The sequence below is a fragment of the Clostridium sp. genome, assembly GCF_030532265.1.
In the GTDB taxonomy this organism is placed as follows: Bacteria; Bacillota; Clostridia; order Clostridiales; family Clostridiaceae; genus Clostridium.
In genome coordinates this window covers 1-23,246 of record NZ_JAUNLM010000006.1, presented here as the reverse complement: position 1 = coordinate 23,246, position 23,246 = coordinate 1, and the positions used below count along the sequence as shown (strand labels likewise).

Here is a 23,246-nt window from a genome sequence, read left to right as displayed (position 1 = left end):
ATATAAATATACAATTAAAAATTTCATAAATAAATTCACTTTAAAATTTTGAAAAATAGATAAGTCACTATAAATTTTCATGATAAATTAATTTATTCTATAGAAGTATAGAATAAAAGATTAAAGAAATATTTTTATATTAAAAGAATTATAAAAAAATAATAAAAAGCATAGATACAGATTGTATCAATGCTTTTTATCAATTTATTTATAACTATTTATATAGAGGGCCAAAGTTTTTACATGCTCTAAAATCAGCACCTTCAAGATCTTTTAATCCATGTAATCCCCAAGCACTTGGTCTAAATATTTTATCTTCTGGAACATTATGCATAGAAACTGGAATTCTAAGAATTGAAGCTAATGTTATTAAATCAGCTCCTATATGTCCATAAGAAATAGCTCCATGATTTGCTCCCCAATTATTCATTACTGAATATACATCTTTAAATGCACCTTCACCAGTAAGATTTGGAACAAACCAAGTTGTAGGCCAAGTGTTATCAGTTCTATTATCAATAGTTTTAGTTATTTCTTCATCTAAATCAACAGAGTATCCTTCAGCTATTTGAAGAACAGGACCTAATCCATCAACTAGACAAACTCTTGACATTGTTAGTGGCATTTTTCCTTTTGATAAGAATTTAGAGGAATATCCACCACCTCTAAAATATTCATTTACTGCAGGATGCCAAGTTGTTGCAGCTAGGCAATCATTAATTTCATTTTCTGTAATTTCCCAAAATGGCTTCATTGTAGGATTTCCATTTTTATCAGTTTGTCTACCTGATGCATCTAACGTAGCAGAACCTGAATTAATTAAATGAATAAATCCATTCTTAGCTTCTTCAGGTAAGTCTTTTCCTGTAACTCTTTTAACTGCTTCTGGTGACCAATATGTTCTAACATCAGCAAATATTTGAGCTGTATTAGTAAGAAGGTGTCCAAATAGCATAGGAACAGCATTTAATGAATCATTTTCTGTTGCGAATACAAAAGCCTCTCTTAATCCATTCCAATCAAATGAAGAATTTAATATAGCTTCCATAAAGTCACCATTTGGTGAATGATCTGTCCAGTGACGTTGTCCTTGGAATCCTCCAGCAATTGCATTATGACCTTCTGATTCTTCTTTAAATCCAAGTGATTCTAATTTAGGATTACCAATCATTAAATCCTTTACTATTAAAGTCATTTTAACAACAGTTTCCCATATATTATCTTTTTCTTCTCGAGTTTTTTGATTAGCTTCTGAATTTTTATCAAATCCTTCTTTACAATTTTCTTTAACCCAATGTAAAGCCTTATTAAATTCATCTTTATCGTAAATTTCTCTATCTATCCTTCTAGTGATTTCACTCATATCTACATATTCATTTCTCATTCCAAGATACTTTTGGAAAAACTTTTGATCAACCATAGAACCAGCAATTCCCATTGACACAGAACCTACTGAAAGATAAGATTTTCCTTTCATCATAGCAACAGATAAACCTGCTTTTGCAAATCTTAAAAGTTTTTCTTTTACATCGCTTGGTATATCAGTACAATCTGCATCTTGAACGTCCTTTCCGTATATACCAAATGCAGGTAGACCAACTTGATTATGTCCAGCAAGAGCAGCAGCTAAATAAACAGCGCCTGGTCTTTCAGTTCCGTTAAATCCCCAAATTGCTTTTGGCATATGTGGATCCATATCAATTGTTTCTGTACCATAGCACCAACATGGAGTTACTGTTATAGTTAAACCAACACCTTCTCTTTTAAATTTTTCATAGCATTTACTTGCCTCATTAACGCCACCAATAGTAGTATCTGCTATTACACATTCAACTTGTTCACCATTAGGATAACGTAAATTTTCTTTTAAAAGTGAAGCTACGGAATTAGCCATATTCATAGTTTGGTCTTCTAAAGATTCTCTAACACCGTTTCTTCTACCATCAATTGTTGGTCTTATACCTATCTTTGGATATTGATTATTTGATTTATACATAAAGCACCCCCAATATTATATTACCAATATTTTACAATATAATTTTATAATGAAAAAATATACAAGTCAATAAGTGTGTGTAAAAGTTTTCCAAAAATATTTTAAAGATGTTGTTTGTATTTGATTTATGTTGTATTATATAATTACCAAATAATGTAAAATAACTTAAGGGGGAATTATTTTGAGTAATTATTTAGCTTTTGATTTTGGGGCATCATCAGGAAGAGCTATAATTTGTGAATATAAAAATGGAACATTAAATTTAGAAGAAATATATAGATTTCCTAACGATCCAGTTTTTTTAGGTGATAAATATGTTTGGGATTTTCCAAGACTTTTTAATGAATTAAAAAATGCTTTGAAAAAAGTAGCTACAATGAATAAAAAAATAGATGGAATAGGAATAGATACTTGGGGAGTAGACTTTGGACTTATAGATAAAAATGGAAACTTAATTGGAATGCCTATGCATTACAGAGATAAAAGAAATTATTATGGAATAAAGGAAACGGAAAAATATATAAGTTTAAGTGAACTTTATTTAAGAAATGGTATATCAAATAATGTATTTAATACTTGTTTTCAACTTGTTGCTGATAAGAAATATAGGAAAGAAATATTAGAAAATAGTGATTCATTATTATTTATGCCTGATTTATTTGCATATTATTTAACTGGAGAAAAGAAAAATGAATTTACAATTGCATCTACATCAGCATTGCTAGATATTAATAATAAAGAATGGGATTATGAGCTTATAGATAAGGTTAAAATTCCAAAGAATATATTTAATGAAATAATAAATCCAGGAGAGATATATGGATATTTAAAAGAAGAAGTATTAGATGAGACAGGGCTTTCTTACAATATACCTGTTATAGCTGTTGGTGGACATGATACAGCATCTGCAGTAATGGGAGCTCCTTTAAAAGATGAAAAAGATGCATATTTAAGTTCAGGAACGTGGTCACTTTTAGGGGTTGAAAGCAATGTTCAATTTAAAACAAAAGAAGCTTTAAAATGGAATTTTACTAATGAAGGAGGAGCACTCGGTAATGTTAGAGTTTTGAAAAATATTAATGGATTATGGCTACTTCAGCAACTTAAGAAAAATTGGTGTGAGTTTTATAATGATATAGATTTTCCAGATATAATAAGGGAAGCTAGAAAGTATGAAAATAAAAAGTTTATAGTAAATACTAATGATACTGAATTTATGAATACTAAAAATATGATTAAATCAATACAAAAATATTGTGAGGAAAATGGTCAAGGAACTCCTAAAGAACTAGGAGAATTAGCTATTGCTGTTTATAATGGCTTAACTAAAGAATACAAAGACACAATATGTGATTTAGAGAATTTATTAGGATATAAGATAGAAAGGATTAATATTGTGGGTGGAGGAATTAAGGATAAGTATTTAAGTGAGCTTACAGCTAAAAAAACTGGAAAAAAAGTTATAGCTGGACCTATTGAAGCAGCTGTAATTGGTAATATTATAATGCAATGTATAGCTTGTGGAGAAATTTCATCTGTACAAGAGGGAAGAAAGATTATAGAAAAATCATTTAATGAAGAAATGTATTCTGTTTAAAAAGAATATATGGAGGTGTAAAGTTTGTTGGCAGTTGAAAGAAGGCATAAAATTGTAATACAGATTCAGGAAGAAAAAAAAGTTTTAGTTCAGGAATTAGCTGTTAAATTTTCTGTAACAGAAGAAACTATAAGAAGGGATCTTGAAAAATTAGAAGACCAAGGAATATTAAAAAGAACTTATGGTGGAGCTATAGTTAATGAGGGAACAAATGTTGATATGCCTTTAGATATGAGAGAAGTTATAAATAAAGAGGGGAAAGTTAATATAGCCGAAAGAGTTGAAGAAGAAATAAAAGATGGGGATACAATAATGCTTGATTCATCATCTACAGCTTATTATGTTGCTAAGGGTTTAAGAAAAAGCAATAAAAGAGTTACATTAATAACTAATTCACTAAAGGTTATAACGGATCTTCAAGATTATAAAAATATAAATCTTATATTAGCTGGGGGAGTATTTAGAGAATCTTCTAAATCATTTACTGGAAAATGGGCACAATCTATAATAAAAAATTATTATGTGAATAAAGCTATTATATGTTGTAAAGGGATAGATATTGAAAGAGGGGTTATGGATTCTAATGAAGAAGAAGCTGAAGTTAAAAAGGTAATGGTTAATTCAGCTAGTAAGGTAATATTAGTAGTTGATTCTATAAAATTTGATAAAAGTTCATTTGTTAATATAGTTCAGTTTAAAGATATAGATTATATATATACTGATAAAGATGTTAATGATAAGTGGAAGAAAGTACTGAAAAATAACAAAATAGAATTAATAGTATGTTAGAATTAAGAGTTTGTTTTATAGCAAACTCTTTTTAATTAAAAGAAAAATCAACAAATAATATTTACCATATATTGACATTAAAGAAAATTGATGGTAAAATTAGGAGAGAAAAAAGAAAAATAAAGATAAGTAAAAATAAATAGGGGGATTGTTTATGGTATCAGAATATGAAATAAAAAAACAAATTTGTGAAATAGGAAAAAGAATTTATAATAATGGTTTTGTTGCAGCAAATGATGGTAATGTATCAGTTAGAATAAATGAAAAAGAAGTTCTTTGCACACCAACTGGAGTTTCAAAAGGTTATATGACTACAGATATGATATGTAAGGTTGATATGGATGGAAATATCATTAGTGCAAATGGCAATTTTAAGCCTTCATCAGAAGTTAAAATGCATTTAAGAGTATATAAAGAAAGACCAGATGTTAAATCAGTAGTTCATGCTCATCCTCCATATGGTACAAGCTATGCTATTGCAGGAATTCCTTTAGATAAAGCTATAATGCCAGAAGCTGTAATTGCTCTTGGTAATGTTCCAATAGCTGAATATGGAACTCCATCTACTGAAGAAATTCCAGATGCAGTAGCAAAATATCTTCAATGTTATGATGCGGTTTTATTAGAAAACCATGGGGCTTTAACATATGGACCAGATCTTATGTCAGCTTATTTTAAGATGGAATCACTAGAATTTTATGCAAAGCTTATGTTTATATCAAGTCAAATAGGTGAGCCACAAGTTTTAAATAATAACCAAATTGACAAATTATTAGATATAAGAAGAGGTATGAATTTAATTGGAAAACATCCAGGCTTATGTTGTAATGAAGATGGAAGTTGTATATATAATTCAAATAATTTAGCTCAAAAAGAATCTAATTTAAATGATGAGCTTGTAGAAAAAATAGTAAAAGAAGTTACAAGTAAAGTATTAGGGGCAATTAAATAATAATTAAGTGAGATAGTTTTGAAATACTAAAATAAATTTATTAATAAGAATGTTTTATTAAAGAAGATTCTAAAAAAGGGCTTTTATGTTTAAGCCCTTTTCTATAAAAATTAAATTTAATAAAATTATAAGTTTTTAAACAGAGATAATATCATATTACAAATAAAAAAAGAATAGACTAAATTTATTCGAACTTTATACAGGAAAATAGATATATATTTTTCTATCAAATGGTGATTTTATGAATAAAATAAATTTTTTAAGTTTAGAAGTTTCAAAAAAGGTTATCGAGCAAGTTGAAAAGTTAGCTAATAAAGAAGGCATTCCAGTAGTTATAGCTATGTGTAATGAGTGGGGCATTATCATAGCAGTACATTTTATGGATGGAGCGCTTCCAGCAAGTTTTGATATTGCTGTAAATAAGGCTTTTACTTCAGCAAGTCTTAGAATAGCAACTAAAGATTTAAAAGCTTTATCAGTAGATGAAGGGGAGCTTTTTGGTATAAATAATACTAATAATAATAAAATAATAGCATTTCCAGGTGGATTTCCTATAAGAAAAAATGGCAATGTAATTGGAGCGATAGGGGTAAGTGGAGGTAGTTGTGAGTATGATAATAAACTAGCTCTATTTGGTAAGAACGTTTGTGAGGGGGTAATTGAGTGGTAGATAGTCAAATGAACCTAGAAGAAATTATAAAGAGAGTAATAAAAGAAATAACTGTCAAAGATGTTATAGAAAATAAAGAAAATCATAATTGTAAAGGAAAATGCAAAATTTCTGGTGGTTGTAAATGTAATAAAAAAGAATTAAATGAAAAATATTTGTTTGATAATGCCGATGAGGCTGTAAATGCAGCTAAGGAAGCGTATGAGAAATTAAAGAAGTTATCAGTTAGAGATAGAGAAAAAATAATAGAAGGTATTAGAAAGAAATGTTTAGATTATTCAGAAAAAATAGCTAAAATGGCAGTTGAAGAAACTGGTATGGGAAAATATGACCATAAAGTTTTAAAACATGTATTAGTAGCAGAAAAAACTCCAGGAACAGAAGATATAGTTACTACAGCTTGGACTGGAGATGAGGGACTTACATTAGTAGAAAAAGGTGCTTTTGGAGTTATAGCGGCAATTACTCCATCAACTAATCCTACAGTAACAGTATTTTGTAATTCAATTGGTATGATTGCAGGTGGAAACACTGTAGTATTTGCACCACATCCAGGAGCAAAAAATTGTTCAAATTATGCAGTTAAGCTTATTAATGAAGCTTCAATTGAAGCTGGTGGTCCTGAAAATATAGTTGTATCTTTTAAAGAACCAAGTATAGAAAATACAAATAATTTAATGAAACATAAAGATGTTACGTTAATATCAGCAACAGGTGGACCAGGAGTTGTTTTACAAGCACTATCAAGTGGAAAGAGAGCTATAGGAGCTGGCGCTGGAAACCCACCGGTTTTAGTTGATGAAACAGCAGATATTAAAAAGGCTGCAAAAGATATATTAGATGGTGCAACTTTTGATAATAATTTGCCATGTATAGCTGAAAAAGAGGTAGTTGCTGTTAATGAAATATGTGATGAATTAATAGAAAATATGACTTTATTTGGTGCTTATTTAATAAAGGATAAGAACATTATAAAAAGATTAGAAGATTTAGTTCTTATAAATAAAAATGGAAAAAGAACATTAAATAGAGAGTTCGTTGGAAAAGATGCAAAAGTAATTTTAGATAAATTATCAATAGATGTTGATGATTCAATAAGATGCATTGTATTTGAAGGTGATTATGAAGATGCACTTATACAAGAAGAACTTATGATGCCAATACTTGGTGTTGTAAGAGTTAAAGATTTAGATGAAGGAATAGATATAGCAGTTAAGCTTGAACATGGAAATAGACATTCAGCTCATATGCATTCAAAAAATGTAAACAATTTAACTAGATTCGCAAAAGCTGTTGATACTGCTATTTTTGTAAAAAATGCACCTTCATATTCAGCAATAGGATTTGGAGCAGAAGGTTTTGCTACATTTACTATAGCTAGTAAAACTGGAGAAGGACTAAGTTCTGCGAGTACATTTACTAAAAATAGAAGGTGTGTTTTAAAAGATGGGTTATGTATAAGATAGTGAATGGGGGTAAGTTATGGAAGTCAATAATTTAAATATAGAAGAAATAATAAAAAGTGTTGTTAAGGAAATGATGAAAGACGATGTTAAAGATATTGTAACTTCTAAAGAAATAAAAGATACTGGAAAAGTTGGAATGCTTGTAGGAAAAGAAAAAATTGAAATTAAAGAATTTAAAATACCAGAAATAAATGATGATGAAATGCTTATCAAGGTAGAAGGTTGCGGAATATGTGGAACAGACGCTCATGAATTCAAAAATGACCCATTTGGATTAATACCATTAGTACTTGGACACGAAGGTACAGGTGAAATAGTTAAAATAGGAAAAAATATAAAGAAAGATTCAAGAGGAAAAGATCTTAAAATTGGAGATAAGATTGTTACTTGTATAATTCCTTGTGGGGAATGTGATGTTTGTCTAAATCATCCAGAAAGAACAAATTTATGTGAGAATCAAGGAATATATGGACTTATAAGTGATGATGAAATCCATCATAATGGATGGTTTTCTGAATATTTAGTTATAAGAAAAGGATCTACAGTGTTCAATGTTTCAGATATGGATTTACATTCAAGAATATTAATAGAACCAGCAGCTGTTGTTGTACATGCTGTTGAAAGAGCAAAAAGTACTGGTTTATTAAAATTTAATTCTAAAGTTTTAGTTCAAGGTTGTGGTCCTATAGGATTATTACTACTTTCAGTGTTAAGAACTATGGGAATAGAGAATATTATTGCAGTAGATGGTAACTCAGATAGATTGGAAATTGCAAAAAGTCTTGGGGCAAATAGCATTATAAATATTACAGAGAGTAAAGACTTTAATGAAACTGTTAAAAAGGTTTATAGCTTAACTGATGAATTAGGTGTTGATTTTGCATTTCAATGTACTGGAGTACCAAAGGCAGCAGCTGGTATATGGAAATTTATAAAAAGAGGTGGAGGTCTTTGTGAAGTTGGATTTTTTGTAGATAATGGAGATGCAACTATAAATCCACATTATGATATATGTAAAAAAGAAGTTACAGTAGTTGGTTCATGGGTTTATACACCACAGGATTATTTAACTACATTTGATTTCTTAAAGAGAGCAAATGGAATCGGACTTCCAATTAAAAAATTAATAACACATGAATTTGATTTAGAGAATTTACAAGAAGCAATGTTAACTAATATAAGACAGGATGGAATTAAAATAGCTATAGTTAATAAATAATGAGGTAATAGTATGAGAGCCGTTGGATTAATTGAAGTGTTTGGTCTTACAGCTGCACTTGTAGCAGCAGATGCAGCTTGTAAAGCTGCAAATGTAAAGATTGAAGCATTAGATAATAATAAACCTAAAAATGCAGATGAACTTGAAGTTCCAGTACTTATAGTTGTTAAATTTAGTGGAACAGTAAGTGATGTAAATATGGCTATGGAAGCAGCTATAAATGCTTCAAATAAAATATCTGGAGTTCATTCAAAGTATATAATGGCTCATCCAGATGAAGGAATTAAAAAGTTTATAAAGATAAGTTGTATAAAGTAAATTTAAGGAGGATTTTTATTATGAAACAAGAAGCATTAGGAATGATAGAAACAAGAGGATTAGTTGCTGCTATAGAAGCAGCAGATGCAATGGTAAAGGCAGCAGATGTAACTTTAATTGGTACAGAAAAGATAGGATCAGGACTTGTAACAGTAATGGTAAGGGGAGATGTTGGAGCTGTAAAAGCAGCAACAGAAGCAGCTTCAGATGTTGCAGGAAGACTTGGAGAAGTTGTAGCAGTACATGTAATACCAAGACCTAATGGAGATGTGGAAAATATACTACCAAAACTTGATTAAATAAAGGTTTATTATGGGATCACTAGGAATAGTGGAAGTAGTTGGAGTGGTATCTGCAATGCTTGCTGTGGATGCCATGACAAAAGCTTCTAATGTAAATTTAGAAACTTTAGAAAAAAAACTCGGTGGAAGGCTTGTTACTATAATAGTTTCAGGAAATGTATCTGATGTAAAAAATGCAGTTGAAGTTGGAAAAGAAACTGCTAATAAAATAACTAAATGCGTAGCACATGCTGTTATTAGTAGACCTCATGAAGAGGTAATAGGGATTGTTAAAAAAAGTAAACAAAAATACAAGGGGCTATAATTTATGAAAAATAGTAATGATATAAATATAACAGATAATATATCTAATGAAGAGAAGCCTAAGAAAAAGAGAGGAAGAAAAAAGAAAGAGATAATAAATAATTTTGAAAATAGTAAAAAAGAAATTATGGAGGGGTTAAGAATGGGACAACAAGCATTAGGTATGTTAGAAACAAGAGGATTAGTTGCTGCTATAGAAGGAGCAGATGCAATGGTAAAAGCAGCAAATGTTGAAATGATAGGAACAGAAAAGATAGGATCAGGACTTGTAACAGTAATGGTAAGAGGAGATGTTGGTGCTGTAAAAGCTGCGACAGAAGCAGGTGCAGAAGTTGCAGGAAGACTTGGAGAAGTTGTAGCAGTACATGTAATACCAAGACCACACTCTTCAGTTGAGTTAATATTACCAAAAAATATTTAACATAGAGGCTTTTTATTATGTATGAAAAATTAGTTGACCAAATTACTAAAGAAGTAATAAATGTAATTGGAAAAAGTGATGTTAAGGTTAAATCTATAGAGAATAAAAATGTTAAGATTGGCATATCAGCAAGGCATGTTCATTTATCTAAAAAGCATTTAGAAATTCTTTTTGGAGCAGGATATGAATTAACTAAAAGAAAAATGCTTATGGGAAATCAATTTGCAGCAAATGAAACAGTAACTTTAGTAGGAAAAAAGTTACGATCTATAGAAAACGTTAGAATACTTGGACCTACAAGAGGTGAAACGCAAGTAGAATTATCAAAAACAGATGCTATATTTCTTGGATCAGATGCTCCAGTTAGATTATCAGGGGATATAAAAGGCTCTGGAGAAATAGTTATAGTTGGACCTAAAGGAACTATAAAGATTAATGAAGGATGTATAATTTCTAAAAGACATATTCATATGAATAAAAATGATGCTAAAAAGTTTAATATGACAGAAGGTACAGTATCAGTAAAAGTTAAAGGAGAAAGAGCAGGAATTTTAGAAAATGTTGACGTAAGAATTAGAGAAGATTTTCATTTAGAAATGCATATAGATACTGATGAAGGAAATGCACTTGGAATTAAAAATGGAGATTATGTTGAAATAATATAATTGTTTTATTCCAAATTTAGACTTGAGTAGGTCTTGTTTGGAATAAAACTTATAAATAAGGATGTGAATAATATGATACTTGGGAAGGTTATAGATAATGTTGTAAGTACTAGAAAAGAAGACGGTTTAATGGGATATAAACTTTTAGTAGTTGAACCTTTAGAAGGATATAATAATGAAAAAAATATAGTTGCAATAGATAGAGTAGGGGCTGGAAGACAAAGTATAGTATTAGTGACTGTTGGAGAAAATGCCAATCTAGGACTTTATAAGGATAATGTTCCGATAGATGCTGCTATAGTTGGAATAGTTGATGAATAAAATGAAGGGAGGGAAGCTTTATGGTATTAGATGAACTTAAGTCTTTATTAAAAGAAAATGGAATTGTTGGAGCTGGTGGAGCAGGTTTTCCTACATATGCAAAATTATCATATGATGTAAATACAGTTATATTAAATGGGGCTGAGTGTGAGCCTTTATTTAGAGTTGATAGAAATCTTTTGAAAGAAGAAGCTTATAAAATATTAAAAGGATTAGACATAATAGTAGAAATTTTAGGAGCTAAAGAAGGAATAGTTGCATTTAAAGAACATTATAAAGGTGCAGATGTTGCAGTGGATAAAGAAATATATAAATTTAATAAGCTTAGAAAGTTTTTACTAAAGGATGGTTATCCAGCTGGAGACGAAGTGGTTTTAGTTTATGAAGCTATTAACAAAATAGTACCACAAGGTGGAATCCCTTTAAATGTTGGTGTAATGGTTGTAAATGTTGAAACTGTGCTTAATGTATATAAAGCTGTAATTGAAAATACTCCTGTAACACATAAATATTTAACTGTAGGAGGTGCAGTTAATGAACCAAAAACAATATGTGCACCTATAGGAATTAAATTTAAAGAATTATTAAAAGAAGTTTCAGGAACAACAATTGAAGATTTTAAAGTTTTAATTGGTGGTCCAATGACAGGAAGATTCGGGAGTTTAAATGATACTGTAACTAAAACTACAAAAGGAATATTTATAATTCCTAAGGATAATCCAATAGTAGCAAACAGGGAAATTAAATTATCTGTGGAGTTAAAAAGGGCAATGGGAGTTTGTTCGCAATGTAGAATGTGTACTGATTTATGTCCAAGATATAATTTAGGACATAAAATAGAGCCACATAAAATAATGAATTCTTTAGCTTTTGGGTTAAATTATAATACTGATGTATTTATTAATGCATTTGGATGCTCAGGATGTAATCTTTGTTCTTCATATTCTTGTCATCAAGGTTTAAATCCTAAAGCTATAATTGATGAATTAAAAGTTAGGTTTAAAAAAAATGGAATAAAGCCAATTAAAATAAATGATGTAAAAGTAAAAAGAGATAGAGAATATAGAAGAGTTCCAGTAAAAAGGGTATTATCTAGATTAAGTTTATCAAAGTTTGATAAAGAAGCAGAAATTTTTGAATTTTCAGGAGAAATAAAAAATTTAAAAATAAATTTACTACAATCAATTGGAAAAGCTCCTTATCCTGTTGTTAAAGTAAATGAAACAGTTAAAAAGAATCAAGTTATAGCAAAAATAGATGATTCTTTAGGTGTGTATTTACATTCACCTATTAATGGAAGGGTAAAAAGTATTTCAAATGAATTTATTGAAATAAATATGGAGGTGTAGTTGTTTTGAATAATGCATTAGGGTTAGTTGAGTTTTTAAAGGTTCCAACTGGTATGCTAATTTCAGATAAGATGGCAAAGTCTGCAAATATAGAAATAATTCATGCAGCAACAGTTTGTCCAGGAAAGTATATAGTATTATTTAAAGGAACTATATCTGAAGTTAATACAGCATTAGATGTTGCTAAATTCGAAAGTGAAGAAAATATTATAGATAGTTTTCTTTTAGGAAATCCTGTGGAAGATATATATAAGGCTATTACTGGCTGTAATGAAATAATTGAAAATTCTTCTATTGGAATAGTTGAGAGTTATTCTGTTGCATCTATAATAGAAGCTGCTGATATAGCTGCAAAAAGTGCTAAATTAAATTTAGTAGAAGTTAGACTTGCAAGGGGGATGTGTGGGAAAAGTTTTTTTATTGTAAGTGGAGATATTTCAGCTGTTGAAATGGGAGTAAAGACAAGCAAGAGAATTTTAAAAGAAAAAGGAATGTTATTAGATGATGCAATTATAAATAGCCCTGATAAAGGGTTTATAGAAAATTTATATTAGAGGTAGTTACAATGAATATATTTAACAAAGAAGATGAATATAGAGTAGTTCAAGAATATGTACCAGGTAAACAAGTTACACTTGCACATTTAATAGCAAATCCTGTAAATGAATTATATAAAAAGTTAGATATACTAATTGATAATAAAGGAGCACTTGGTATAATGACTATAACTCCAGGTGAAGCAGCAATAATAGCAGCTGATGTAGCTACAAAATCATCAGATGTTTCAATTGGATTTATAGATAGATTTAATGGATCTTTAGTTATAGTTGGAAGTGTATCATCAGTTGAGGAATCACTTAAAGAGGTTATTAAAGTATTAGGAGAAAATTTAAAGTTTACAAGCACTAAAATAACTAAGTCATAAAATATATAGTTATAATTTAAATTTATATAAATAATCCAGTAGATTTAATTTCTACTGGATTATTCTTTGTAAAATATTAATTTTAAAATAGAAGGGGTAACTCGTATCTAATAATAAATATTTATTGAATATTGTAACGATACATTTGACTGAAGAGTTATACAAGAATAGTATTAGATTTATAAGGATAATATATTAATAGGGTAAATTAAAAGAAAATATGGGGGAATAAAATTGAAGAATTTAAAAGTTAAAGAAGATGAAAAAATAAAAATTCTTATAATGACAAGTTTAATGATAGCAGTTGTATTTATTTCTGGAAGCATAATAAAGATACCTACACTTAATGGTTTTATGCAACCTGGTGATTGTATGGTTTTATTATCTGGAGTTTTGCTTGGTAAAAAATATGGTACAGTATCTGCTTCTATTGGCATGGCTTTAGTTGATATATTTGCAGGATACTTAATATGGGCCCCTTTTACTTTTGTAATAAAAGGATTAATGGCATTTTTTGTTGCAGTTATTATTGAGAGATTTAAAGATAAAACTATAAAAGTTTATATTTTAGCATTTATTATTGGAGGAATTATTGATTTATTTGGATATTTTATTGCTAATGCTATAATGGGAGGTTTAATTTTAGGTGCATCAAATGGCTTTATAGGTAGTATAATATATGCAACTATGCATTTACCAGGAGATACTGTTCAAGTTATATTAGGAATCATAATAGCTATTCCATTAGCTAAATTTATATATGCTATGAGGAAAAAAATATTTAAATAAAAAGACATAATTTAAATTATATAAAAATAAAAGAGTTTAAAAAACTCTTTTATTTTTTGTACTTTTGCAAAACTTTATTAATTTTATAGTTAATAGAGTTTATATCTACAAAATCTATTTTATTATTATTTAATTTGAATTTCTCTTTAACATATAATATTCTATAAACACTTTCATTAATTCTATTTTCAGTTATTATATTTTTAGAAACAGCAAATTTTATTGAATTTATTACTGTGTTTATATTATTTGTTTCATGACAAACTAGGATTATATCACTACCAGCATTAATTGATTTTATAGCTGCATCACCTATATTATAATTTTCGGTTATTGCACCCATAGTCATATCATCAGTTAATATTAAGCCATTAAAATTCAATTTATTTCTTAATATGTCTGTTATTATAGTTTTTGAAAGTGTAGCAGGATTATTTTTATCTAATTTTGGAATTAATATATGTGCAACCATTATAGCATCAACACCATTTTTTATAGCTTCTTTGAATGGAATTAATTCAAAATTATTAAGCCTATTAAAATCATGGTTTATGATTGGAAGATTTAAATGGGAATCTACTGATGTATCTCCATGACCTGGAAAATGCTTAGCAACTGGAATAATATTTTCTTCTTTCATACCTTCTATAACTTTAACTCCTAATTTAGAAACTAAATTTTTATCATTTCCAAAAGATCTTGTACCTATAACTGGATTATTAGGATTGCTATTTATATCTAGTACAGGAGCAAAGTTTAAATTAAAGCCAAAGGCAGATAGTTGCTTTCCTAAAAGTTTTCCTATTTCGTAACTAAAATTTTCATTATTTATTTGACCTATATATTTATTAGATGGAAGGTTATAAATTTCATTAGGCATTCTAGAAACAGTTCCCCCTTCTTCATCTACTGATATAAAAAGTGGAATTTTATTAGAACTATTAGTTTCTTTTAAACTGTTTATAAGATTAAGAAGTCCATCTGAATTTTTTATATTTTTACTAAATAAAATTACACCACCTAAATGGTTTTCTTTAATTAAATTTTTAAAATTATTATCGAGAGTGTATCCATCAAAGCCACAAATTATAAGTTGTCCAATTTTTTCATCTAATGTCATATTGCTTATTTTATTTTTTATTAGTTCATTATTATCTATATTATTTGAAACATTAATAGAATTAAATTTGGATGGATAAGTATTTATATATAGTGATAAAATTAATATTACAAATAAAGAGTTTAAAATAAAAAATAATTTTTTCATAAATCTCCTATAATCAAAAATAATTGTTAATATTATAGTTTACTATGATAATATAATAATATGTTAGTAAACATAAAACTTTTAGGGAGAATAATTTATGGAAAAAATAGTGATTAAATCTAAATATAATATTGATAAATTTTTATCTCAATATGAGAATGATTTAAAATACATTTATAAATCTTTAACGAATGAAAGATTAATAGATTTAATAGATATAGTTAATATTAAAGATTTAAAAATAATAAATAACAAAAAGGAAAAAAATAATATTAAAGAATATATTAATTCTAAAGATTTTGGAATAGCTTTAATGATTGGTGGAATATGTGATGATAATGTTACCTTTTTTAGGGCAATAGATGGAGTTCAGTATAGGATAGCAAAAGGGGAATGTTATGAAGAAACTTCTGAAAATTTTCATGATTATAAAACTGTAGAAAGTTTAATAGAAACAGGAGATATGAAGTTTACTATAGAATCTTCATATTGTATATTATTATATTTAGAAAATGAAAGTTTAAATATTGAACTTGTAGAAGTTGACTTATATGATAATATATATAAATGTAACATCATAAAAGAGAGTAAGGAACTTGGAAAAATTATAAATAAATATATAATTAAAAATATATATTAAAAGAGGTACTACAAGAATTGTAGTACCTTTTTGTTAAAGTTTTTGTACATTTATAGCCATTGGTCCTTTTTGTCCATCAGTTATATCAAATGAAACACTTTCACCTTCATGAAGTTCTTTATTTTTTTCACTATTTTTAATTTGTGAAAAATGAACGAAAACATCATTTCCATTATCGCAAGATATAAATCCATATCCTTTTTCTTGATTAAACCATTTAACAACTCCAGTTGTACTTGACATAAAAATCTCTCCTTAAATTTAATTTCATATATATTATTAGCTAAAAATAAAAAAATATTTAAAAAATATATTATTTAAGTGTATAATATGTTATATAATATACAAAAATTGAATAAAATGGAGAAATAAAAAGGGGAAAAGGTTATATATATATGGGGAGTGTATGGAAGAAAATATTAAATAGCGTTTCGGATAATTATTTTTATTGCAAAATACTGAGGGATAAGGATGGAATAGAGAAAGATCTATTAATTGAAGAAACTAACTTTAGTGATATAAGTATAATAAATAAAAAGTTTAGTGAGACTATACTATATGAAAAAATATCTGAACAGATTGGGATTAATAATTTTTATGAGAGTATAATGTATCAAAATAATAAATATTTTGAAGTTAATACTGATAATATTTCGTTAAAAAGAATTGATGATAATTATGTTGTTTTATGGTTAAAGAATAAAATTGAAGATTATATAAATGAAAAAAATTTTTTAGAATTATTTATAGATTCTATGCCTGATTATATATTCCATAAGAATGTAAATGGAGTATATTTAAATTGTAATAAAAAATTTGCAGATCATTTAGGGTTAAGTAAAAGCGAAATAATAGGAAAAACAGATTTGGATTTATTCGGATATAATATTGCAAATCAATTTAAAAAACGTGATAAAGAAGTTATAAAAAATAAAAATGAGAAAATATATATAGAAGAAAAAATTTTAAATAATGGACGAAAATTTATAGAGGAAACTATGAAAGTTCCTTATTTTGATAACAAAAATAATGTTTTAGGTATTATTGGTATAGCTAAAGATGTATCATACAGAATTGCTGTTGAAGAAAGCTTACTAAATAATGAACTTATTTTATTTAATATGTTAAATAATTTAGAGGATTCAGTAATAATAAAAGATAATGAAAAAATTGTATTTGTAAATCAAGCATTTGAAAAAATATTTGGTATAAGTAGAGGAGAGTTATATAAAAAGGATAGTATAGAAATAATTAGAGAAATGCTCCATGAAGAGGATAAAGAAATATTTAATAAAATTGATTTTAATAGACCTATAGATTTAATGGTAAGAATTATAAGAAAAGATAATGAAATGAGATGGATTTGGATAAAAAGCAATCCTTTTAAAGATGAAAATAAAAATATAGTAAGAAGAATAATAGTTATGAATGATATAACAAATAAAATGCAAGAAGAAAAAGGACTGGAGAAAATAAAAAGAGAATTTTTTGCAAATATATCTCATGAATTTAAAACACCTATAAATTTAATATATACATCTATACAGTTACTTGATTGTAAAATTAAAAAATTATCTTTAGAAGATAGTCAAAAATATGATATGTATATAAAGACCTGTAATAAAAATATATTTAGAATGATTAAACTTATAAATAACATGATAGATAGTGTAAAAATATCAGAGGGTTTCTTTAGCTATAATCCTAGAAAAATAGAAATAGTAAGATTAGTTGAAAATATAATAGATAGGGCAAATAATTATTTAAATAATAGTTCTATAAATATAGTATTTGACACTGAATTTGAAGAAAAATTAGCTTTATTTGATAAAGACCATATGGAAAGAATAATACTTAATGTATTATCAAATGCTATAAAGTTTAATGATAAAAATGAACCTATAAATGTTAATCTACTTTTAAATGATGGAATGATTGAAATAAGAATAAGAGATAGAGGCATAGGTATTCCTATGGATAAATTAAATAGTTTATTTGATAGATTAGAAAATGTAAATAATAGAATGACTAAATTAAATGAAGGTTGTGGAATCGGATTATATATAGTAAATGAATTAGTTAAGCTTCATGGAGGAGAAATAAAAATAAAGAGTGTTTTAGGTGTTGGTACTGAATTTTTAATAAGAATACCTGATGTTTTAAGTGATGAAGAAGAAATAAAATCTTACATTGAAGAACTTAATTATGTTGATCAGGTACAGCTTAATAAAATAGAAATAGAATTTTCAGATATATATCTAAATTAATAATAAATTATTTAATAACACTTTAGTTATAGGTTAAAATATTGTTATAATACTATAAAAAGAGGTTGAAATAGATGAAGATGAAAAAGTATAAAAAATTAGACGAAAGAGAACTTAAAAAAAGACTTTCTGATTTACAATATAAAATAACGCAAGAGGATGTCACAGAGCCACCCTTTGCAAATGAATATTGGGATAATTTTGAAGAAGGTATATATGTTGATATAACAAGTGGTGAACCTTTATTTGTGTCAACTGATAAATTTGATTCAGGGTGTGGATGGCCAGCATTTAGTAAACCAATAGATAGAAGTTTAATAAGAGAAAAGAGAGACAGTAGCTTTAATATGGAAAGAATAGAAGTAAGAGCAAAAAATTCAGACTCTCATTTAGGACACGTTTTTTGTGATGGACCAAAGGAATTAGGCGGACTTAGATATTGTATAAATTCAGGTGCTTTGAGATTTATTAGAAAAGAAGATATGGAAAGTGAAGGATATGATGAATATCTAGAATTACTAAACAAAAAATAGGCTACTTTGGTAGCCTATTTTTATTTTAAAAGTTCTTTTATATCCTCTATACGTTCAATTGCCATATTATAACCATCTTGATAACCTTTTTTTAATTTTTCTACATCTTTTTCAAAACTTTCAATAGCTTGGTCTTCCCTAGGTCTTAAAATTATTGCTTTTCCTTGTTTTTCTAGTTCTTCACAGAACCTAACAGTTTCATTATATAACTTATGACGAGTTAAAAATGAATCTTTTAATTTAGGATATTTTCTAGAAACTATTTTAGCTGCAATTATATTACCTTTACTTAGTTTTTTTCTATAACTTTTTGGTCTTGTAAGTATTATTAGATGCTTTTCATTTCCATCTTTTATAGCTTTTTTTATTGGAATAGGATCTAATAATCCGCCATCGTAATAATAACTTTCATTAATTTTTATTGCAGGAAAAAATAAAGGAATTGCACATGTTGCTCTAAGCATAGTATTTTTAGCGTCAATTTTTTTACCATCTAAATATTCGGTTTTTCCTGTAATAGCATTAGTAACCCCAACTAATACTCTTCCCTTATAATTTGTAAGAGCTTCAATATTATAAGGGGAAAGTTTATTTGGAATTTCATCAAAAACAAAATCTAGTCCAAAAATACTTTTACATTTAAAAAAGTTTTTAATACCTAAATATCTTTTGTCATTTCTGTATTTTTCAAGGATTTCTAAATTTCTACCTTTTTGAGCAGAAAAATAGGAAAATCCATTGGTAATTCCAGCTGAAACTCCTATGCAATATGGAAAAGAAATATTATGTTCTAAAAGAGCATCCATTACACCAGCACTAAAAATAGGTCTAAAAGTACCTCCTTCTAATATTAAACTAGTCATAAAACCTCCTGAAAATAAAATATTATAATAATAAAGTATATAACTAACATTGAAAATTAGCAAATACAAATAAATATATTAAGTAATAAATTAAAATTAATATAAATATATTTTAGTAATACTAATATATAATTAGGAGAATTATGGAATTTATAAAAAGTGTTTTAGATTTGTATTTAGAAAGAAAAGATTTTTTCTTAAAATTAATAGGAGAGCATTTATTTTTATCTTTAATTGCTATAGTTATATCAACTATAATTGGTATAAGTTTAGGTATATTAATATCTGAAAAGAAAAAATTAGCAATGCCAGTTAAAGGGATAACAAGTTTTTTATATACAATACCATCAATAGCAATATTAGGATTTTTAGTTTCTATATCAGGTGTTGGAAATATTACGGCTATAATCACATTATCAATATATGGTCTACTGCCTATGATAACAAATACTTATACAGGTATTTTAAATATTGATAAAGATATAATTGAAGCAGGTAAGGGTATGGGAGCAACCAATATTCAACTTTTATATAAAATAAAAATACCACTTGCAGCACCAGTTATATTTGCAGGATTTAGAAATATGGTAGTTATGACTATAGCACTTTGTGGAATAGCATCTTTTATCGGAGCAGGAGGCCTTGGAGTTGCTATATGGAGAGGTATAACAACAAATAGTAAAGAAATGACTTTAGCAGGAAGCTTACTTATAGCTATTATAGCTCTTTTAATAGATTTAATATTATCTCGTTTAGAGAAAAAGATAAATAATATGGCTAAAGGATATAAAAAATCAGTAAATGAAAAAGAAAATAAAGAGTTTAATTTTAAAACAAAGGTAGTAATATCAACAACTATTATAGTTGTTATATTTAGCATGTTATTTGGATATTTTAGTGAAAATAAAAAGATTATAGTTGCATCTAAACCTATGACAGAACAATATATACTTACAGAAATTATAGCTCAATTAATAGAGAATAAAACAGATATAGAAGTTGATATAAAAAAGGGGATAGGTGGTGGAACTGCTAATATACATCCAGCATTAGTTTCAGGTGAAATTGATTTATATCCAGAATATACGGGAACATCTTGGGAATATGTATTAAAAAAAGATAGTATAAAGGAAAAAAATGAATTAATAAAAGAACTAAAAGAAGAATATAAAAATAGATTTAAATTAAATTGGCTAAATCTTTATGGATATAATAGTACATATGCTATTGTAATGAATAAAGATTTAGCAGAAAAGTATGAAATAGAAACTTATTCAGATCTGGCAAAGGTATCTGAAAATTTAATTTTTGGAGCTGAATATGATTTTTATGAAAGAGATGATGGATATGACGCTATTTCACAACTTTATGGGTTTAAATTTAAAAATTCGCTTGATTTAGATATGGGGTTAAAATATAAAGCCATAGAGGATGGAAAAGTTGACGTAATAACAGCATCAACAACAGATGGAAGATTGGTAGATGAAAGATTTAAAGTTTTAAAAGATGATAAAAAGTTTTTTCCGGATTATTTTGCAGGAACTATTATTAGACAAGAAACTTTAGATGAATATCCTGAGTTAGAAGATGTACTTAATTTATTAGAAAAAAATATAAGTGAAAAAGAAATTATTAGTATGAATTACGATGTTGAAATAAATAAAAAGGATGATTTTCAGGTAGCCAAGGAATTTTTAGTAAAGAAAGGATTAATTGAATAGGAGTTTTTTATGAAGGATAGTAAAACTATAATTAGTTTTAAAGAAGTAAGTAAAAGTTATGGAGATAAAAAGGTATTAAAAAATTTTAATTTAAATCTATCAAAAGGTGAATTTGTTACAGTAATAGGAAGTTCAGGCAGTGGAAAAACTACTACATTAAAGCTTATAAATGGATTATTAAAACCAGACTCAGGAAATGTTATAATAAATGGGGAAGATATAAAAAATAAAAACATTACAGAAATTCGAAAAAATATAGGATATGTAATACAAGGTATAGGATTATTTCCACATATGACAGTTGAAAAAAATATATCTTTTGTATTAGATTTAGATAAAAATGATAAAGATGCAACAAAAAGAAAAGTTAAAGAATTAATGAAAGTTGTTCATTTAGAAGAAGAATTAATAAATAGATATCCAAGAGAATTAAGTGGTGGGCAAAAGCAAAGAGTTGGAATAGCAAGAGCTTTAGCTAAAGAACCAGATATATTGCTTATGGATGAGCCTTTTGGAGCAGTAGATGAAATAACTAGAAAATCATTACAAGATGAAATAATAAAGATTCAAAAAAAACTTAATATGACTATATTTTTTATTACTCATGATATAGATGAAGCATTAAAACTTGGAAGTATAGTTATAGTTATGAATAAAGGAAAAATAGAGCAGATGGGGACACCTAAGGAATTAAAGGAAAGTCCTAAAACTGATTATGTAAAAGAACTTATAGGAGATTAATTAAAAATCTTTATAAATAATATAAATTTAAGTTTTAGAGATAAATACTAAATATTTAGTATTTATCTCGTTTGTTTTATAATACATTAAAAGATAATAGTTCTATATCTTTAGATAAAAATGTTTCTTTAATAGGTTCATTTTTCATAAGATCTGTACTCAAATATTTTTTATTATCATCAGGAAAAACAGTTACAATAGTATTATTTAAACCTTCCTTTAAAAGAACTTTAACAGCTCCTAAAAAATTAGCACCTGATGAAATACCAACCCCAAGCCCTAAGGAATTAGAAAGTTTTTGCGCCATAATTATAGAATCTCCATCGTCTACATCAATAATTCTGTTAAGTTCATAAAGTTTTAAAATTGGGGGAACAAAGTCATCAGATATACCTTCTATTCTGTGTGAAGAGTTACTAAATTTACATGATAATATTTTGGAATTTGAAGGTTCAATTGGATAAGATTTTAACTTAGGATTAATAGTTTTTAAATATCTAGATATACCCATAATAGTTCCACCAGTTCCAACTCCAGCAACAAAACAATTAGGAATTAAATTTTTTTTATATAATGCATTTAAAATTTCAGGACCAGTAGTTAAATAATGAGCCATTATATTATTTGAGTTTTCAAATTGACTTGGAAGAAAAATATTTTTATTAAGCTTTGCCTCTTCTTTAGCAAGTCTTATACATTCTAAAAATCCTCCAGAGGATTTAGAAATTAACTGTATTTCTGCTCCAAAACTAATTAATAATTTTTTTCTTTCCTCACTCATCCATTCAGGTAAATAAATTTTAACCTTATTATTTAAGAAACTTCCTATTGAAGCTAATGAAATTCCCATATTACCACTTGTACATTCTACTATTGTAGTATCAGGATTTATTTTGTTTTCAGAGTAAGCTTTTTTTAATATATAAAGAGCGACTCTGTCTTTTATACTTCCGGTATAATTATAATACTCAAGTTTAGTATATATTTTCATTTCTTTACCCTTATAAGAAAATAAAATTTCAATAAGAGGGGTATTTCCTATTAAATTTTCAAGTGAATTAAATTTATTATTTAAACTATCCATAAAAAATCTCCTAAAAAATACTTTTATATTAGTATATTTAATTTTTTT

General features: G+C 27.0%; 26 protein-coding genes. 21 read left to right on the top strand and 5 right to left on the bottom strand.

The features are described from left to right. Positions 1-214: 214 nt before the first annotated feature. Positions 215-1,996 (bottom strand): L-fucose isomerase, encoded by a 1,782-nt coding sequence (locus Q4E08_RS02780; RefSeq protein ID WP_303128060.1) that lies wholly within the window; start codon positions 1,994-1,996, stop codon positions 215-217. Between the two features lie 181 nt (positions 1,997-2,177). Between Q4E08_RS02780 and Q4E08_RS02775 the strand changes: the two genes are divergently transcribed. The 16 genes from Q4E08_RS02775 to Q4E08_RS02700 all read left to right on the top strand — a co-directional run bounded on the left by Q4E08_RS02775 (position 2,178) and on the right by Q4E08_RS02700 (position 14,082). Beyond that, the gene (locus Q4E08_RS02775; RefSeq protein WP_303128058.1) at positions 2,178-3,593 is read left to right on the top strand and encodes a rhamnulokinase family protein; all 1,416 of its coding nucleotides are present in this window, start codon (positions 2,178-2,180) and stop codon (positions 3,591-3,593) included. A 24-nt stretch (positions 3,594-3,617) separates the two neighbouring features. Beyond that, positions 3,618-4,382 (top strand): DeoR/GlpR family DNA-binding transcription regulator, encoded by a 765-nt coding sequence (locus tag Q4E08_RS02770; protein WP_303128056.1) that lies wholly within the window; start codon positions 3,618-3,620, stop codon positions 4,380-4,382. Positions 4,383-4,536: 154 nt separating this feature from the next. Further along, positions 4,537-5,334, top strand: coding sequence for a class II aldolase/adducin family protein (locus tag Q4E08_RS02765; RefSeq protein WP_303128054.1), 798 nt, complete (start codon positions 4,537-4,539; stop codon positions 5,332-5,334). Between the two features lie 241 nt (positions 5,335-5,575). Beyond that, complete coding sequence (locus Q4E08_RS02760; RefSeq protein WP_303128046.1) at positions 5,576-6,004, top strand: heme-binding protein; 429 nt, start codon at positions 5,576-5,578, stop codon at positions 6,002-6,004. Next, entirely contained in the window at positions 5,998-7,470 is a 1,473-nt protein-coding gene (locus Q4E08_RS02755) for an aldehyde dehydrogenase family protein (protein WP_303128043.1), read from the top strand. The genes Q4E08_RS02760 and Q4E08_RS02755 overlap by 7 nt, the downstream gene beginning before the upstream one ends. Before the next feature lie 16 nt (positions 7,471-7,486). Continuing rightward, positions 7,487-8,689, top strand: coding sequence for a zinc-binding dehydrogenase (locus Q4E08_RS02750; RefSeq protein WP_303128040.1), 1,203 nt, complete (start codon positions 7,487-7,489; stop codon positions 8,687-8,689). Between the two features lie 12 nt (positions 8,690-8,701). Beyond that, entirely contained in the window at positions 8,702-9,007 is a 306-nt protein-coding gene (locus Q4E08_RS02745; protein ID WP_303128038.1) for a BMC domain-containing protein, read from the top strand. A gap of 20 nt (positions 9,008-9,027) precedes the next feature. Continuing rightward, complete coding sequence (locus tag Q4E08_RS02740; protein WP_303128036.1) at positions 9,028-9,306, top strand: BMC domain-containing protein; 279 nt, start codon at positions 9,028-9,030, stop codon at positions 9,304-9,306. Positions 9,307-9,319: 13 nt separating this feature from the next. After that, complete coding sequence (locus tag Q4E08_RS02735) at positions 9,320-9,613, top strand: BMC domain-containing protein (protein WP_303128033.1); 294 nt, start codon at positions 9,320-9,322, stop codon at positions 9,611-9,613. A 141-nt stretch (positions 9,614-9,754) separates the two neighbouring features. Continuing rightward, complete coding sequence (locus tag Q4E08_RS02730) at positions 9,755-10,033, top strand: BMC domain-containing protein (protein ID WP_303128174.1); 279 nt, start codon at positions 9,755-9,757, stop codon at positions 10,031-10,033. Positions 10,034-10,050: 17 nt separating this feature from the next. Next, the gene (gene pduL / locus Q4E08_RS02725) at positions 10,051-10,698 is read left to right on the top strand and encodes a phosphate propanoyltransferase (RefSeq protein WP_303128030.1); all 648 of its coding nucleotides are present in this window, start codon (positions 10,051-10,053) and stop codon (positions 10,696-10,698) included. A 72-nt stretch (positions 10,699-10,770) separates the two neighbouring features. Further along, a complete protein-coding gene (locus tag Q4E08_RS02720; protein WP_303128028.1) occupies positions 10,771-11,019 on the top strand; it encodes a EutN/CcmL family microcompartment protein in 249 nt (82 codons plus the stop codon). 20 nt (positions 11,020-11,039) lie between these two features. Beyond that, positions 11,040-12,368, top strand: coding sequence for a 4Fe-4S dicluster domain-containing protein (locus Q4E08_RS02715; RefSeq protein ID WP_303128026.1), 1,329 nt, complete (start codon positions 11,040-11,042; stop codon positions 12,366-12,368). A gap of 5 nt (positions 12,369-12,373) precedes the next feature. Continuing rightward, entirely contained in the window at positions 12,374-12,922 is a 549-nt protein-coding gene (locus Q4E08_RS02710; protein ID WP_303128024.1) for a BMC domain-containing protein, read from the top strand. A gap of 11 nt (positions 12,923-12,933) precedes the next feature. Next, complete coding sequence (locus Q4E08_RS02705; RefSeq protein WP_303128021.1) at positions 12,934-13,293, top strand: BMC domain-containing protein; 360 nt, start codon at positions 12,934-12,936, stop codon at positions 13,291-13,293. 234 nt (positions 13,294-13,527) lie between these two features. Then, positions 13,528-14,082 carry an ECF transporter S component gene (locus tag Q4E08_RS02700; RefSeq protein WP_303128012.1) on the top strand — a complete coding sequence of 185 codons (555 nt, stop codon included), beginning with the start codon at positions 13,528-13,530 and terminating at the stop codon, positions 14,080-14,082. A 49-nt stretch (positions 14,083-14,131) separates the two neighbouring features. On the opposite strand, the gene nagZ is transcribed toward Q4E08_RS02700, so the two are convergent. Next, on the bottom strand, positions 14,132-15,349 hold the full coding sequence (gene nagZ / locus Q4E08_RS02695; protein ID WP_303128009.1) for a beta-N-acetylhexosaminidase: 1,218 nt from the start codon (positions 15,347-15,349) through the stop codon (positions 14,132-14,134). 97 nt (positions 15,350-15,446) lie between these two features. Between nagZ and Q4E08_RS02690 the strand changes: the two genes are divergently transcribed. Next, on the top strand, positions 15,447-15,989 hold the full coding sequence (locus tag Q4E08_RS02690; protein ID WP_303128006.1) for a hypothetical protein: 543 nt from the start codon (positions 15,447-15,449) through the stop codon (positions 15,987-15,989). 33 nt (positions 15,990-16,022) lie between these two features. Here Q4E08_RS02690 and Q4E08_RS02685 read toward each other — a convergent pair whose 3' ends face one another. After that, positions 16,023-16,232, bottom strand: coding sequence for a cold-shock protein (locus tag Q4E08_RS02685; protein ID WP_303128004.1), 210 nt, complete (start codon positions 16,230-16,232; stop codon positions 16,023-16,025). Between the two features lie 152 nt (positions 16,233-16,384). Between Q4E08_RS02685 and Q4E08_RS02680 the strand changes: the two genes are divergently transcribed. Both Q4E08_RS02680 and msrB read left to right on the top strand, forming a co-directional pair. Beyond that, on the top strand, positions 16,385-18,256 hold the full coding sequence (locus Q4E08_RS02680; RefSeq protein WP_303128001.1) for a PAS domain-containing sensor histidine kinase: 1,872 nt from the start codon (positions 16,385-16,387) through the stop codon (positions 18,254-18,256). A gap of 80 nt (positions 18,257-18,336) precedes the next feature. After that, the gene (gene msrB, locus Q4E08_RS02675; RefSeq protein ID WP_303128171.1) at positions 18,337-18,789 is read left to right on the top strand and encodes a peptide-methionine (R)-S-oxide reductase MsrB; all 453 of its coding nucleotides are present in this window, start codon (positions 18,337-18,339) and stop codon (positions 18,787-18,789) included. 20 nt (positions 18,790-18,809) lie between these two features. Here msrB and Q4E08_RS02670 read toward each other — a convergent pair whose 3' ends face one another. Next, positions 18,810-19,652, bottom strand: coding sequence for a patatin family protein (locus Q4E08_RS02670; RefSeq protein ID WP_303127999.1), 843 nt, complete (start codon positions 19,650-19,652; stop codon positions 18,810-18,812). 143 nt (positions 19,653-19,795) lie between these two features. Here Q4E08_RS02670 and Q4E08_RS02665 point away from each other — a divergent pair, with 143 nt between their 5' ends. After that, entirely contained in the window at positions 19,796-21,373 is a 1,578-nt protein-coding gene (locus Q4E08_RS02665; RefSeq protein ID WP_303127997.1) for an ABC transporter permease/substrate-binding protein, read from the top strand. Between the two features lie 9 nt (positions 21,374-21,382). Further along, entirely contained in the window at positions 21,383-22,114 is a 732-nt protein-coding gene (locus Q4E08_RS02660) for an ABC transporter ATP-binding protein (RefSeq protein ID WP_303127995.1), read from the top strand. 76 nt (positions 22,115-22,190) lie between these two features. On the opposite strand, the gene Q4E08_RS02655 is transcribed toward Q4E08_RS02660, so the two are convergent. Next, on the bottom strand, positions 22,191-23,198 hold the full coding sequence (locus Q4E08_RS02655) for a PLP-dependent cysteine synthase family protein (protein WP_303127994.1): 1,008 nt from the start codon (positions 23,196-23,198) through the stop codon (positions 22,191-22,193). Between the last annotated feature and the right edge of the window lie 48 nt (positions 23,199-23,246).